Origin of the sequence: Mycobacterium sherrisii, assembly GCF_002102355.1 — a bacterium.
GTDB lineage: Bacteria > Actinomycetota > Actinomycetes > Mycobacteriales > Mycobacteriaceae > Mycobacterium > Mycobacterium sherrisii.
In genome coordinates, this window is sequence record NZ_LQPT01000119.1 from 1 (window position 1) to 13,920 (window position 13,920).

The 13,920-nt window shown below is 68.6% G+C and carries 13 protein-coding genes; 12 read left to right on the forward strand and 1 reads right to left on the reverse strand.

Annotated elements, in window-relative coordinates:
* Positions 1–188 precede the first annotated feature (188 nt).
* The 12 genes from pyrR (at position 189) to metK (ending at position 13,359) form a co-directional block, all read left to right on the forward strand.
* Positions 189–764, forward strand: coding sequence for a bifunctional pyr operon transcriptional regulator/uracil phosphoribosyltransferase PyrR (gene pyrR, locus AWC25_RS24615; RefSeq protein WP_069402174.1), 576 nt, complete (start codon positions 189–191; stop codon positions 762–764).
* Positions 761–1,729 carry an aspartate carbamoyltransferase catalytic subunit gene (locus AWC25_RS24620; RefSeq protein ID WP_142279043.1) on the forward strand — a complete coding sequence of 323 codons (969 nt, stop codon included), beginning with the start codon at positions 761–763 and terminating at the stop codon, positions 1,727–1,729. Before pyrR ends, AWC25_RS24620 begins: the two co-directional genes overlap by 4 nt.
* Entirely contained in the window at positions 1,726–3,018 is a 1,293-nt protein-coding gene (locus tag AWC25_RS24625; RefSeq protein ID WP_069402172.1) for a dihydroorotase, read from the forward strand. Before AWC25_RS24620 ends, AWC25_RS24625 begins: the two co-directional genes overlap by 4 nt.
* Entirely contained in the window at positions 3,015–3,512 is a 498-nt protein-coding gene (locus AWC25_RS24630; RefSeq protein WP_069402171.1) for a PH-like domain-containing protein, read from the forward strand. Before AWC25_RS24625 ends, AWC25_RS24630 begins: the two co-directional genes overlap by 4 nt.
* Positions 3,509–4,651 (forward strand): glutamine-hydrolyzing carbamoyl-phosphate synthase small subunit, encoded by a 1,143-nt coding sequence (carA, locus tag AWC25_RS24635; protein ID WP_142279044.1) that lies wholly within the window; start codon positions 3,509–3,511, stop codon positions 4,649–4,651. Before AWC25_RS24630 ends, carA begins: the two co-directional genes overlap by 4 nt.
* Positions 4,651–8,016 carry a carbamoyl-phosphate synthase large subunit gene (carB, locus tag AWC25_RS24640; protein ID WP_069402170.1) on the forward strand — a complete coding sequence of 1,122 codons (3,366 nt, stop codon included), beginning with the start codon at positions 4,651–4,653 and terminating at the stop codon, positions 8,014–8,016. The genes carA and carB overlap by 1 nt, the downstream gene beginning before the upstream one ends.
* On the forward strand, positions 8,013–8,840 hold the full coding sequence (gene pyrF / locus AWC25_RS24645; protein ID WP_069402169.1) for an orotidine-5'-phosphate decarboxylase: 828 nt from the start codon (positions 8,013–8,015) through the stop codon (positions 8,838–8,840). The genes carB and pyrF overlap by 4 nt, the downstream gene beginning before the upstream one ends.
* Before the next feature lie 488 nt (positions 8,841–9,328).
* On the forward strand, positions 9,329–9,646 hold the full coding sequence (mihF, locus tag AWC25_RS24650; protein ID WP_003407240.1) for an integration host factor, actinobacterial type: 318 nt from the start codon (positions 9,329–9,331) through the stop codon (positions 9,644–9,646).
* Positions 9,647–9,700: 54 nt separating this feature from the next.
* Positions 9,701–10,327: a guanylate kinase gene (gmk, locus tag AWC25_RS24655; RefSeq protein ID WP_084229500.1), complete on the forward strand. Its 627-nt coding sequence runs from the start codon at positions 9,701–9,703 to the stop codon at positions 10,325–10,327.
* 85 nt (positions 10,328–10,412) lie between these two features.
* On the forward strand, positions 10,413–10,736 hold the full coding sequence (gene rpoZ / locus AWC25_RS24660) for a DNA-directed RNA polymerase subunit omega (protein WP_069402167.1): 324 nt from the start codon (positions 10,413–10,415) through the stop codon (positions 10,734–10,736).
* Positions 10,737–10,802: 66 nt separating this feature from the next.
* Positions 10,803–12,053: a bifunctional phosphopantothenoylcysteine decarboxylase/phosphopantothenate--cysteine ligase CoaBC gene (gene coaBC, locus AWC25_RS24665; RefSeq protein ID WP_069402166.1), complete on the forward strand. Its 1,251-nt coding sequence runs from the start codon at positions 10,803–10,805 to the stop codon at positions 12,051–12,053.
* Positions 12,054–12,147: 94 nt separating this feature from the next.
* Positions 12,148–13,359, forward strand: coding sequence for a methionine adenosyltransferase (gene metK / locus AWC25_RS24670; RefSeq protein WP_069402165.1), 1,212 nt, complete (start codon positions 12,148–12,150; stop codon positions 13,357–13,359).
* Here metK and AWC25_RS24675 read toward each other — a convergent pair.
* Complete coding sequence (locus tag AWC25_RS24675; protein ID WP_069402164.1) at positions 13,356–13,919, reverse strand: pyridoxamine 5'-phosphate oxidase family protein; 564 nt, start codon at positions 13,917–13,919, stop codon at positions 13,356–13,358. The two genes, metK and AWC25_RS24675, sit on opposite strands and share 4 nt — an antisense overlap.
* Between the last annotated feature and the right edge of the window lies 1 nt (position 13,920).

Sequence of the window (13,920 nt, forward strand, 5' to 3'; positions counted from 1 at the left end):
AGTCACCAAGCGCGCACGCGCACGTGAGGCAACAAACCACCCTTCGCGCGCATCTTGACGTGAGGCAACAAGCCGACACAAACTTTTTGGGCCGGCCGCGCCGCACGTCGCGAGGTGCTAGGCTGTCGGGCAGTCGACATCCTTTAACGATCCGTCCGGAGAGGCGGAGAAGGAGGTCAAGGTTTCGCATGAGTGCCGCGGGTGATTCCGCAACCGGTCGCGAATTGATGTCGGCGGCCGACGTCGGTCGAACCATTTCCCGTATCGCGCACCAGATCATCGAAAAAACCGCGCTCGACGGTGGCCCCGACGCGCCCCGGGTGGTGCTGCTGGGCATCCCGACCCGCGGCGTGATCCTGGCCTCCCGACTCGCCACCCACATCGGTGAATTCAGCGGCGTCCAGGTCGGCTATGGGGCACTCGACATCACCTTGTACCGCGACGACCTGAACATCAAACCGCCCCGCCCGCTGGAAGCCACGTCGATTCCCGCCGGCGGCATCGACGACGCGCTGGTGATCCTGGTCGACGACGTGCTGTATTCGGGCCGCTCGGTGCGATCCGCGCTGGACGCCCTGCGCGACGTGGGCCGTCCGCGGGCCGTGCAACTGGCCGTCCTCGTCGACCGTGGCCACCGTGAACTGCCGGTGCGCGCCGACTACGTCGGCAAGAACGTGCCGACCTCCCGCACCGAGAGCGTGCACGTCCTGCTGCGCGAGCACGACGACCGCGACGGAGTCGTCCTCGCACGGGATGGGGACTGATGACCAGACACCTGTTGACCGCCGCGGACCTCAGCCGTGACGACGCCACGGCGATTCTCGACGATGCCGACCGGTTCGCGCAGGCCCTGGTCGGCCGCGAGATCAAGAAGCTGCCCACGCTGCGCGGGCGCACCGTGGTCACGATGTTCTACGAGAACTCCACGCGCACCCGGGTGTCGTTCGAGGTGGCCGCGAAGTGGATGAGTGCCGACGTGGTGAACGTCAACGCCTCGGGATCCTCGGTGGGCAAGGGGGAGTCGCTGCGCGACACCGCGCTGACGCTGCACGCCGCCGGCGCCGACGCGCTGGTCATCCGGCACCCGGCCTCCGGCGCCGCGCATCTGCTGGCCGACTGGACCCGCGATGACGAGGCCGGCCCGTCGGTGATCAACGCCGGCGACGGAACCCATGAGCACCCGACCCAGGCGCTGCTGGACGCCCTGACCATCCGGCAGCGGCTCGGCGGCATCGAGGGCCGCCGCATCGTGATCGTCGGCGACATCCTGCACAGCCGGGTCGCCCGCTCCAACGTCACGCTGCTGGCCACCCTGGGCGCCGAGGTGGTGCTGGTGGCGCCACCGACGCTGTTGCCGGTCGGCGTGGACGGCTGGCCTGCCACCGTTTCCTATGACTTCGACGCCGAACTGCCCGCCGCCGACGCCGTGCTGATGCTGCGGGTGCAGGCCGAGCGGATGAACGGCGGCTTCTTTCCTTCGGTACGCGAATACTCGGTGCGCTACGGGCTGTCCGACCGCCGCCAGGCGCTACTGCCGGGACATGCCGTGGTGCTGCACCCGGGCCCGATGGTGCGGGGCATGGAAATTGCGTCGTCGGTGGCGGATTCCTCGCAATCCGCGGTGCTGCAACAGGTTTCCAACGGTGTGCACGTGCGGATGGCCGTGCTGTTCCACGTCCTGGTCGGAACGGACCCGGACGGGGCGGATGGAAAAGAGGGGGCCTCGTGACGGTGCTGCTTCGCGGCGTTCGGTTGTACGGCGAAGGCGAGCGGGTGGACGTCCGCATCGATGACGGGCAGATCGCCGAGATCGGCACCGGGCTGCGGCCACCTGACACCGCCGACGTCATCGACGCGACCGGTCAGGTGCTGTTGCCGGGGTTCGTCGACCTGCACACCCACCTGCGCGAACCTGGCCGCGAATACGCCGAGGACATCGAAACCGGTTCGGCCGCAGCCGCTTTGGGCGGGTTTACCGCTGTGTTCGCGATGGCCAACACCACGCCGGTGGCCGACAGTCCGGTAGTCACCGATCACGTCTGGCACCGCGGTCAGCAGGTCGGCCTGGTGGATGTGCATCCGGTCGGCGCGGTCACCGTCGGGCTGGCCGGCACCGAGCTCACCGAGATGGGCATGATGGCGGCCGGCGCCGCGCAGGTGCGCATGTTCTCCGACGACGGCACCTGCGTGCACGACCCGCTGATCATGCGCCGGGCCCTGGAGTACGCCACCGGGCTGGGCGTGCTGATCGCCCAGCACGCCGAGGAGCCGAGGCTGACCGTCGGCGCGGTGGCGCACGAGGGGCCGACGGCCTCCCGGCTGGGGCTTGCGGGCTGGCCGCGGGCCGCCGAGGAATCGATCGTCGCCCGCGACGCGCTCTTGGCCCGGGATGCCGGCGCCCGCGTGCACATCTGTCACGCCTCCACCGCGGGGACCGTCGAACTGCTGAAATGGGCTAAGGGCCAAGGCATTTCGATCACCGCCGAGGTGACACCGCACCATCTGTTGCTCGACGACACCAGGCTGGTCGACTACGACGGGGTCAACCGCGTCAACCCGCCGCTACGCGAAGCCGCCGACGCGGTTGCACTGCGCCGGGCGCTGGCCGACGGAATCATCGACTGTGTGGCCACCGATCACGCTCCGCATGCCGAGCACGAGAAATGCTGCGAATTCTCCGCCGCCCGGCCCGGCATGCTCGGGTTGCAGACGGCGCTGTCGGTGGTCGTGCAGACGATGGTCACACCCGGCCTGTTGACCTGGCGGGACGTCGCGCGAGTGATGAGCGAAAACCCCGCGCGTATCGTCGGATTGCCGGACCAGGGCCGTCCGCTCGAGGTGGGGGAGCCGGCCAACCTGACGGTCATCGACCCCGACGCGAGTTGGACGGTCACCGGGCCGGACCTGGCCAGCCGGTCGTCCAACACGCCGTTCGAGTCGATGACGTTGCCCGCCGTGGTGACCGCCACACTGCTGCGCGGGAAGATCACCGCCCGCGACGGGAAGAGTCCGGCATGAATTCGGGAACGCTGGTGGGGTCGTTGATTTTCGCGGCCGTGCTGGTGGTGGCGATCGCAGTGGTGATTCAGGTGATGATGCTCGGCTGGCGCCGCCGGGCGCAGCGCCAGCAGGAGCTGATCGGCACCCTGCCCCCGGTGCCCGACGAGGTCGGCACGGCGACCACCACGCTGCGCGGGGTGTATGTCGGCTCGACGATGGCGCCGGAACGCAACGAGCGCGTGACGGCCGGCGACCTCGGCTATCGCAGCAAGGCCGTGCTGAGCCGGTATCCCGAAGGGATTCTGCTGGAACGCGTCCGCGCCAACCCGATCTGGATCCCGCAAAGCGCGATCATCGAGGTGCGAACCGAACGCGTCATGGCCGGCAAGGTCGCGGCCCGCAGTGGGATACTGGCCATCCGCTGGCGACTCCCGTCCGGCGTCGAGATCGACACCGGATTCCGGGCAGGCAACCGCGACAACTACGACGGCTGGCTGGAGGACGCCGCGTGACGGGGACCACCGAGGCTCTGCTGGTACTCGAAGACGGGCGCGTCTTCACGGGCCGGCCATTCGGCAAGATCGGCGAAACCCTCGGGGAGGCAGTGTTCTCCACCGGGATGTCCGGCTACCAGGAGACGCTGACCGACCCCAGCTATCACCGCCAGATCGTGATCGCCACCGCCCCGCAGATCGGCAACACCGGCTGGAACGCCGAGGACGCCGAAAGCCGCGGCGACAAGATCTGGGTGGCCGGTTACGCCATCCGCGACCCCTCGCCGCGGCCCTCCAACTGGCGTGCCACGTCGACGCTCGAGGACGAGCTGATCCGTCAGGGCATCGTCGGGATCGCCGGTATCGACACCCGCGCCGTGGTGCGGCACCTGCGCAGCCGCGGCTCGATGAAGGCCGGCGTGTTCTCCGGTGCGGCGCTCGCCGAGCCCGCCGAACTGGTGGAGCGGGTGCGCAACCAGCAGTCGATGCTCGGCGCCGATCTCGCCGGCGAAGTCAGCACCCCCGAAACCTATATTGTGGAACCCGAAGGATCTCAACGGTTTACGGTCGCCGCACTCGACCTGGGCATCAAGACGAACACGCCGCGTAATTTTGCCCGTCGCGGCGTCCGCAGCCACGTGCTGCCGGCGTCGGCGTCCTTCGAGCAGATCGCCGAGATTCAACCGGACGGCGTGTTCTTGTCCAACGGGCCCGGAGACCCGGCGACCGCGGACCACACCGTCGCGCTGACCCGTCAGGTGCTCGACGCCGGAATCCCGTTGTTCGGCATCTGCTTCGGCAATCAGATCCTGGGCCGGGCGCTGGGCCTGTCCACCTACAAGATGGTGTTCGGACACCGCGGCATCAACATCCCGGTGATGGACCACGCCACCGGCCGGGTCGCCGTGACCGCCCAGAACCACGGCTTCGCGCTGGAGGGGGAGGCCGGTCAACGGTTCGACACCCCGTTCGGCGAGGCGATCGTCAGCCACACCTGCGCCAACGACGGGGTGGTCGAGGGCGTCAAACTCACCAGCGGGCGGGCGTTTTCGGTGCAGTACCATCCGGAGGCCGCCGCCGGCCCGCACGATGCGGAGTATCTGTTCGACCAGTTCATCGACCTGATGGCTGCCCAACAAAGCGCAAGGGGCCGCTAGTGCCACGCCGCACCGACCTCAACCACGTGCTGGTGATCGGATCCGGGCCGATCCTGATCGGGCAGGCCGCGGAGTTCGACTACTCCGGCACCCAGGCGTGCCGCGTGCTGCGCGCCGAGGGTCTGCAGGTCAGTCTGATCAACTCCAACCCGGCCACCATCATGACCGACCCCGAGTACGCCGACCATACCTACCTCGAGCCGATCACCCCGGCGTTCGTCGAGAAGGTGATCGCCCAGCAGGCCGAGCGCGGCAACAAGATCGACGCGGTGCTGGCCACCCTGGGCGGACAGACCGCGCTCAACACCGCGGTCGCACTGTACGAAAACGGCACCCTGCAGCGCTACGGCGTCGAAATGATCGGCGCCGACTTCGACGCCATCCAGCGCGGCGAGGACCGGCAGATGTTCAAGGACATCGTCGCCAAGGTCGGCGGTGAATCCGCGCGCAGCCGAGTGTGTTTCACCATGGACGAAGTCCGGGAGACGGTCGAGGAGGTCGGCCTGCCGGTGGTGGTGCGGCCCAGCTTCACGATGGGCGGGCTGGGCTCGGGCATGGCACGGTCCGTCGAGGAGGTCGACCGGATGGCCGGCGCCGGGCTGGCCGCCAGCCCGAGCGCCAACGTGCTGATCGAGGAATCCATCTACGGCTGGAAGGAATTCGAGCTCGAGCTGATGCGCGACCATCACGACAACGTGGTGGTGGTGTGCTCGATCGAGAACCTGGACCCGATGGGCGTGCACACCGGCGACTCCGTCACCGTCGCCCCCGCCATGACGCTCACCGACCGGGAATACCAGCGGATGCGCGATCTGGGCATCGCGATCCTGCGCGAGGTCGGCGTCGACACCGGCGGCTGCAACATCCAGTTCGCGATCAACCCGGCCGACGGCCGGCTGATCGTCATCGAGATGAATCCGCGCGTGTCCCGGTCCAGTGCACTGGCTTCCAAAGCCACCGGATTCCCGATCGCCAAAATCGCCGCCAAACTCGCCATCGGCTACACCCTCGACGAGATCGTCAACGACATCACCAAAGAGACACCGGCCTGCTTCGAGCCCACCCTGGATTACGTCGTGGTCAAGGCGCCGCGGTTCGCGTTCGAGAAATTCCCCGGCGCCGATCCCACCCTGACCACCACGATGAAATCCGTTGGCGAGGCGATGTCGTTGGGCCGCAACTTCATCGAGTCACTGGGCAAGGTAATGCGTTCGCTGGAGACCGACCGGGCCGGTTTCTGGACCGGGCCCGAACCCGACGGCGACCTCGAGGAGGTGCTGACCCGGCTGCAGACGCCGACCGACGGACGTCTCTACGACATCGAGTTCGCGCTGCGGCTGGGTGCGTCGGTGGAACAGGTCGCCCGGGCCAGCGGGGTGGACCCGTGGTTCGTCGCCCAGATCGGCGAGCTGGTGGCACTGCGCGCGGAGCTGACCGCGGCCCCCGTGCTCGACGCCGAACTGCTGCGCCGCGGCAAGCACAGCGGACTGTCCGACCGCCAGATCGCGGCGCTGCGACCGGAGTTGGCCGGCGAGGCCGGGGTCCGTTCGCTTCGGGCGCGCCTCGGCGTGCACCCGGTGTTCAAGACGGTGGACACCTGCGCGGCCGAGTTCGAAGCCAAGACGCCCTACCACTACAGCAGTTACGAACTAGATCCCGCCGCGGAGAGCGAGGTCGCGCCGCAGACCGAGAAGCCCAAGGTACTGATCCTGGGGTCCGGACCCAACCGGATCGGGCAGGGGATCGAGTTCGACTACAGCTGCGTGCACGCGGCAACCACTTTGAGCCAGGCCGGTTTTGAGACGGTGATGGTCAACTGCAACCCCGAGACGGTGTCCACCGACTACGACACCGCCGACCGGCTCTACTTCGAGCCCCTGACGTTCGAGGACGTCCTCGAGGTCTACCGGGCCGAGGCGCAATCGGCCGAGGGCGGGCCGGGGGTGGTCGGGGTCATCGTCCAGCTCGGCGGTCAGACCCCGCTGGGGCTGGCCCAGCGCCTCGCCGACGCCGGTGTTCCGATCGTCGGCACCCCGCCCGAGGCCATCGACCTGGCCGAGGACCGCGGCTCGTTCGGCGATGTGCTGACCACCGCGGGGCTGCCCGCGCCGAAGTACGGCACCGCAACGACTTTCGCGCAGGCACGGCGGATCGCCGACGAGATCGGCTACCCGGTGCTGGTCCGCCCTTCCTACGTGCTGGGCGGTCGCGGCATGGAGATCGTGTACGACGAGGAGACGCTGAAGAGCTACATCACCCGCGCCACCCAGCTCTCGCCGGAGCACCCGGTGCTGGTCGACCGGTTCCTCGAGGACGCCGTCGAGATCGATGTCGACGCGTTGTGTGACGGCTCCGAGGTTTACATCGGCGGCATCATGGAGCACATCGAGGAGGCCGGCATCCACTCCGGGGACTCGGCATGCGCGCTGCCGCCGGTGACGTTGGGCCGCAGCGACGTCGAGAAGGTGCGGCGCGCAACGGAGGCCATCGCGCACGGTATCGGTGTGGTGGGGCTGCTCAACGTGCAGTACGCCCTCAAGGACGACGTGCTCTACGTGCTGGAAGCCAACCCGCGGGCCAGCCGCACCGTCCCGTTCGTCTCCAAGGCCACCGCCGTCCCGCTCGCCAAGGCGTGCGCCCGGATCATGTTGGGCGCCGCCATTTCTGGGCTGCGCGACGAGGGCATGCTGGCTGCCTCCGGGGACGGGGCCCACGCGCCGCCGCACGCTCCGATCGCGGTCAAGGAGGCGGTGCTGCCGTTCCACCGGTTCCGGCGCGCCGACGGAGCGGCCATCGATTCGCTGCTCGGTCCGGAGATGAAATCCACCGGCGAGGTGATGGGCATCGATCGCGACTTCGGCACCGCCTTCGCCAAGAGCCAAACCGCCGCCTACGGTTCGCTGCCGGCCGAGGGCACCGTGTTCGTCTCGGTCGCCAACCGGGACAAACGATCGCTGGTATTCCCGGTCAAGCGGCTGGCCGATCTGGGCTTCCGCGTACTCGCCACCGAGGGGACCGCGGAAATGTTGCGCCGCAACGGAATCCCGTGTGACGAAGTTCGCAAGCATTTCGAGGCGCCGCAGCCCGGCCGTCCCGAGATATCCGCGGTCGAGGCGATCCGGGCCGGTGACGTCGACATGGTGATCAACACCCCGTACGGCAACTCCGGCCCCCGCATCGACGGCTACGAAATCCGTTCGGTCGCGGTGTCGGTCAACATCCCCTGCGTCACCACCGTGCAGGGCGCATCGGCCGCCGTGCAGGGCATCGAGGCCGGTATTCGCGGCGACATCGGGGTGCGGTCGCTGCAGGAGCTGCACAGCCTGATCGGGCCGGGCAGCAATCCGGAACGGGACCCGGCGTGACCGGGTTCGGGATCCGGCTGGCCGAAGCGAAGGCGAACCGCGGGCCGTTGTGCCTGGGCATCGACCCGCATCCGGAACTACTGCGGTCATGGCAGCTACCGGCCACCGCGGACGGGCTGGCCAAGTTCTGCGACATCTGCGTCGAGGCGTTCGCCGGCTTCGCCGTCGTCAAACCGCAGGTGGCGTTCTTCGAGTCCTATGGCGCCGCCGGTTTCGCGGTGCTGGAACACACCATCGCGGCGCTGCGCGACGTCGGTGTGCTGGTGCTGGCCGACGCCAAGCGCGGCGACATCGGGACGACGATGGCGGCCTACGCGCAGGCCTGGGCCGGCGACTCGCCGCTGGCCGCCGACGCGGTGACCGCCTCGCCCTATCTGGGCTTCGGTTCGTTGCGGCCGCTGCTGGAAACCGCCGTCGCACACGACCGGGGGGTATTCGTGCTGGCCGCGACCTCCAATCCGGAGGGCGGGACCGTGCAGCGCGCCACCTTCGACGGGCGCACTGTCGCCCAACTGGTCGTGGACCAGGCCGCGGTGGTCAACCGGTCCGCCCACCCGCCAGGGCCGGGCTACGTCGGGGTGGTGCTGGGCGCGACGGTCTTCGAGGCGCCCGACGTGAGCGCGCTGGGGGGACCGGTGCTGGTCCCGGGGGTGGGAGCGCAGGGCGGGCGTCCCGAGGCGCTTGGCGGGCTCGGTGGGGCCGCGCCGGACCAGCTGCTGCCCGCGGTGGCTCGCGAGGTGTTGCGGGCCGGCCCGAACGTGTCGGATCTGCGCGCCGCGGGCGAGCGGATGCGCGACGCCGTCTCCTACCTCGCCACCCGATAAGCCACGCGATGAGACACGCGATTGGCGCCCGATCACGGCGGCCGACGGTTGCCCGGTTAACCACACGCGCAGACACTTCCACCCGCATCGACGCGTAGACCTGCGCTTTGTCCGCGGCGCGACACGCGCGACACGCCGCGGCAAATCGTGATCCGGCGCACCGGCCTGCACGGCTACCTCCGAGAGGCTTGCGCCGGGCTTCGAGAGCCGCCGTCGCCTGCCCGGCAAACCGCCCTAAAAGTGCAGGTAGAAGCCGGATTGTCGGGCCGTTCGCGGGGGACGCCGCGACCGGGCGAGCACGGGATACAGCCGGTGCCAGCGATGCCCAGGCCCACCCCGGCCCGCACCCGGAGGCCGGGCACAAGCTGGGCATTTGACCTCATAACCTGGGGGTCGGGTTAGATTTCGTCAGGGACCGTGAGTACGGTCGTCTCCGCTGGGCTCAAGCGCCCGGCAGAGACAAAAGATTGATCAGATACGGAGGAATCGTGGCCCTTCCCCAGTTGACCGACGAGCAGCGCGCGGCCGCGTTGGAGAAGGCGGCTGCCGCACGTCGAGCCAGAGCAGAGCTGAAAGACCGCCTCAAGCGGGGCGGCACCAACCTCACCCAGGTTCTCAAGGACGCCGAGAGCGACGAGGTCCTGGGCAAGATGAAGGTGTCCGCGCTGCTGGAGGCGTTGCCGAAGGTGGGCAAGGTCAAGGCGCAGGAGATCATGACCGAGCTCGAGATCGCCCCGACCCGCCGCCTGCGTGGCCTCGGTGATCGCCAGCGCAAGGCCCTGCTGGAAAAGTTCGGCTCCGCCTAGCTTGCCGACAATGCAGGCCGCAGGGCCTGTGGGCGCGCCCGTCGAGGCGCGCCAGTGAGCGCCGATGGGGGACCGGACGTCGAGCATGTCGCGCGTCCTGAGCCAGCTGGCCAGGGTCGTGTGGTTGTGCTGTCCGGTCCCTCGGCGGTCGGCAAGTCGACCGTGGTTCGGTGCTTACGCGAGCGCATACCGAACCTGCATTTCAGCGTCTCGGCCACGACGCGGGCACCGCGTCCGGGAGAGGTCGACGGAGTCGATTACCACTTCGTGAGCCCCGCCCGCTTCCAAGAACTCATCGACGAGGGCGCTCTGCTGGAGTGGGCCGAAATCCACGGCGGACTGCAGCGGTCGGGCACCTTGGCTGCGCCGGTGCTGGCGGCGACCCGCGCGGGATTACCGGTACTCATCGAGGTGGATCTGGCCGGCGCCCGGGCGATCAAGAAGGCCATGCCCGAGGTCATCACCGTGTTCTTGGCCCCGCCGAGCTGGGAAGACTTGCAGGCCAGGCTCGCCGGGCGAGGCACCGAGACGCCGGAGGCGATGGCGCGCCGGTTGGAAACCGCTCGGGTGGAACTGGCCGCCCAGGATGACTTCGACCAGGTGGTGGTCAACAGGCAATTGGAGTCTGCCTGCGCAGAATTGGTATCCTTGCTGGTGGGCAACGCGCCTGGCCCGGCATGAGCCGACCGGCCAGGCGCGATCGAGAATCAAAGTTTTCGCTGTTTCAACCGCTCTTGAACAGATCAAGCGCCAGGAGAAAGTCTTCGTGAGCATGCCGCAGTCCGACACATCGCTGTCCGCCGTGGATCATTTCGATCCGTCCTCCGGCGTCCAGCACGCCTACGACACCCCGTTGGGCATCACCAATCCGCCCATCGACGAGTTGCTGGACCGCGTCTCGAGCAAGTACGCGCTGGTCATCTACGCCGCCAAGCGCGCCCGTCAGATCAACGACTACTACAACCAGCTCGGCGAGGGCATCCTCGAGTACGTCGGACCGCTGGTCGAGCCGGGACTGCAGGAAAAGCCGCTCTCGATCGCGATGCGCGAGATCCACGGCGACCTGCTTGAACACACCGAAGGCGAATAGCGGGTCGGGGCCGGGCGCGCCGTGATCGTCATGGGGAGCCGCTCCAGCGAGGAAGGGCCGGCATAGGTGGATCGCAAGCGGGTCATAGTCGGCGTCTCCGGGGGGATCGCCGCGTACAAGGCGTGCACGGTCGTGCGACAGCTCGCCGAGGCCGGCCATGAGGTCCGCGTCATCCCCACCGAATCCGCGTTGCGCTTCGTCGGGGCCGCCACCTTCGAGGCGCTCTCCGGCCAGCCGGTGCACACCGGCGTGTTCTCCGACGTGCCCGAGGTGCCGCACGTCCGGTTGGGGCAGCAGGCCGACCTGGTGGTGGTCGCCCCCGCCACGGCCGACCTGTTGGCCCGCGCCGTCCACGGCCGCGCCGATGACCTGCTGACCGCCACACTGCTCACGGCTCGCTGCCCGGTGCTGTTGGCGCCCGCCATGCACACCGAGATGTGGCTGCACCCGGCCACCGTCGACAACGTCGCCACGCTGCGCCGCCGCGGCGCCGTGGTGCTGGAACCGGCCTTCGGGCGGCTCACCGGCAGCGACAGCGGCAAGGGCAGACTGCCCGAGGCCGAGGAGATCACCACCCTGGCCCAGCTGCTGCTGGAACGTCCCGAGGCGCTGCCGTACGACCTCGCCGGGCGCAAGTTGCTGGTGACCGCCGGCGGCACCCGCGAGGCGATCGATCCGGTCCGCTTCATCGGCAACCGCAGCTCGGGCAAGCAGGGCTACGCCGTCGCTCGCGTCGCCGCCCAGCGTGGCGCCGAGGTCACGCTCATCGCCGGGCACACCGTCGGGCTGGTCGATCCGGCGGGCGTCGAGGTGGTGCACATCAGCTCGGCACAGCAGCTGGCCGACGCGGTGTCCAAGCACGCGCCCGCTGCCGACGTGCTGGTGATGGCCGCCGCGGTCGCCGACTTCCGGCCCGCGCAGGTTGCCGCCGCGAAGATCAAAAAGGGCCCGAACGACAAAGACGAACCGCCGACGATTCGGCTGGTGCGCAACGACGACGTGCTGGCTGGCGCGGTGCGTGCCCGGGCCCACGGCGAGTTGCCCAACATGCGGGCGATCGTGGGCTTCGCCGCCGAGACCGGCGACGCCAACGGCGACGTGTTGTTCCATGCTCGGGCGAAGTTGCGCCGCAAGGGATGTGACCTGTTGGTCGTCAATGCCGTCGGCGATGGCAGGGCATTCGAGGTGGACAACAACGACGGCTGGCTGCTGGCGTCCGACGGCACCGAATCGGCGCTGCAGCACGGGTCGAAGACGCTGATGGCCAGTCGCATCGTCGACGCGATCGTGACGTTTTTGCATGGGGACAGCGGATAGCGCTCGGTTGCAATCGCCCGGCTGAGCCGGTTGAGTTAAGGGCGCCTAAAATAATTTGCCTAACTAACATTAGTCAGTACGGAAGGATGACGCAGTGAGCGAAAAGGGTCGGCTGTTTACCAGTGAGTCGGTGACCGAGGGGCACCCCGACAAGATCTGCGACGCGATCAGCGACTCGGTCCTCGACGCCCTTCTGGCGCAGGACCCCCGCTCACGTGTCGCGGTGGAGACGCTGGTGACCACCGGGCAGGTGCACGTCGTCGGTGAGGTCACCACGACGGCCAAGGAGGCCTTCGCCGACATCACCAACACGGTGCGCGCGCGAATTCTGGACATCGGCTACGACTCGTCGGAGAAGGGCTTCGACGGCGCGTCCTGCGGGGTGAACATCGGCATCGGCGCGCAGTCGCCCGACATCGCCCAGGGCGTCGACACCGCCCACGAGGCCCGCGTCGAGGGCGCGGCCGACCCGCTGGACTCCCAGGGCGCCGGCGATCAGGGCCTGATGTTCGGCTACGCGATCGCCGACACCCCGGAGCTGATGCCGCTGCCGATCGCGCTGGCCCACCGGCTGTCCCGGAAGCTGACCGAGGTCCGCAAGGACGGGACGCTGGCGTATCTGCGCCCGGACGGCAAGACCCAGGTCACCATCGCTTACGAGGACGACGTCCCGGTCCGGCTGGACACCGTGGTGGTCTCCACCCAGCACGCCGACGGCATCGACCTGGAAAAGCAGCTCGACCCCGACATCCGCGAGCACGTGCTCAAGACCGTGCTCGACGAGCTGGCCCACGAAACCCTGGACTCGACGTCGACGCGGGTGCTGGTCAACCCGACCGGCAAGTTCGTGCTGGGTGGTCCGATGGGCGACGCCGGCCTGACCGGCCGCAAGATCATCGTCGACACCTACGGCGGCTGGGCGCGGCACGGCGGCGGTGCCTTCTCCGGCAAGGACCCGTCCAAGGTGGACCGGTCGGCGGCCTACGCGATGCGCTGGGTGGCCAAGAACATCGTCGCCGCCGGGCTCGCCGAGCGGGTCGAGGTGCAGGTGGCCTACGCGATCGGCAAGGCCGCCCCGGTGGGGCTGTTCATCGAGACGTTCGGCACCGCCACGGTTGACCCGGTCAAGATCGAGAAGATCGTGCCCGAGGTGTTCGATCTGCGGCCCGGCGCGATCATCCGCGACCTGGACCTGCTGCGCCCGATCTACGCGCAGACCGCCGCGTACGGTCACTTCGGCCGTACCGATGTCGACCTGCCGTGGGAGCAGTTGAACAAGGTCGACGACCTCAAGCGCGCCATCTAGCCCGGCAGCGGGTGATCCGGATCCAGCGCGGGTAGCCCGTCGATGCTGTGCTGGTTGCGCTTGACGGCTCGCACGTAGGTGTGCTCGTCCGCCTTGGCGTGATAGGTGTCGAGCACCGGCCGCTCGTCGACGAGTTCGTAGTAGGGCACCGCGAATCCGCACGCGTCGGCGATGCGTTCCACGTCGACGACGATCGCGGCGCGGACTCCGGCGTGCTGGCCGCCGAAATGCGCCAGCAGACCGGAGAATTCGGCATCGTCCGGGCGCACCACCCGCCCGGTACCGAACAGCCGCAGGATCCGCGAGTTGCGGCTGAACGAGCAGAACATCAGCGTGATCCGGCCGTTGTCGCGCAGATGGGCGATCGTCTCCACCCCGCTACCGAACAGGTCCAGGTAGGCGACGGTGTGGTCGTCGAGGACTGCGAAGGTGTCCCGATATCCCTTGGGGGACAGGTTGATTCGGCCGCCTTCGGTGGGTGCGGTGGCGACGAAGAACATGGCCTGGCCGTCGATGAAGTCGCGCAGCGATTCGTCCAGACGCGCAAATTCCTTGGCCATG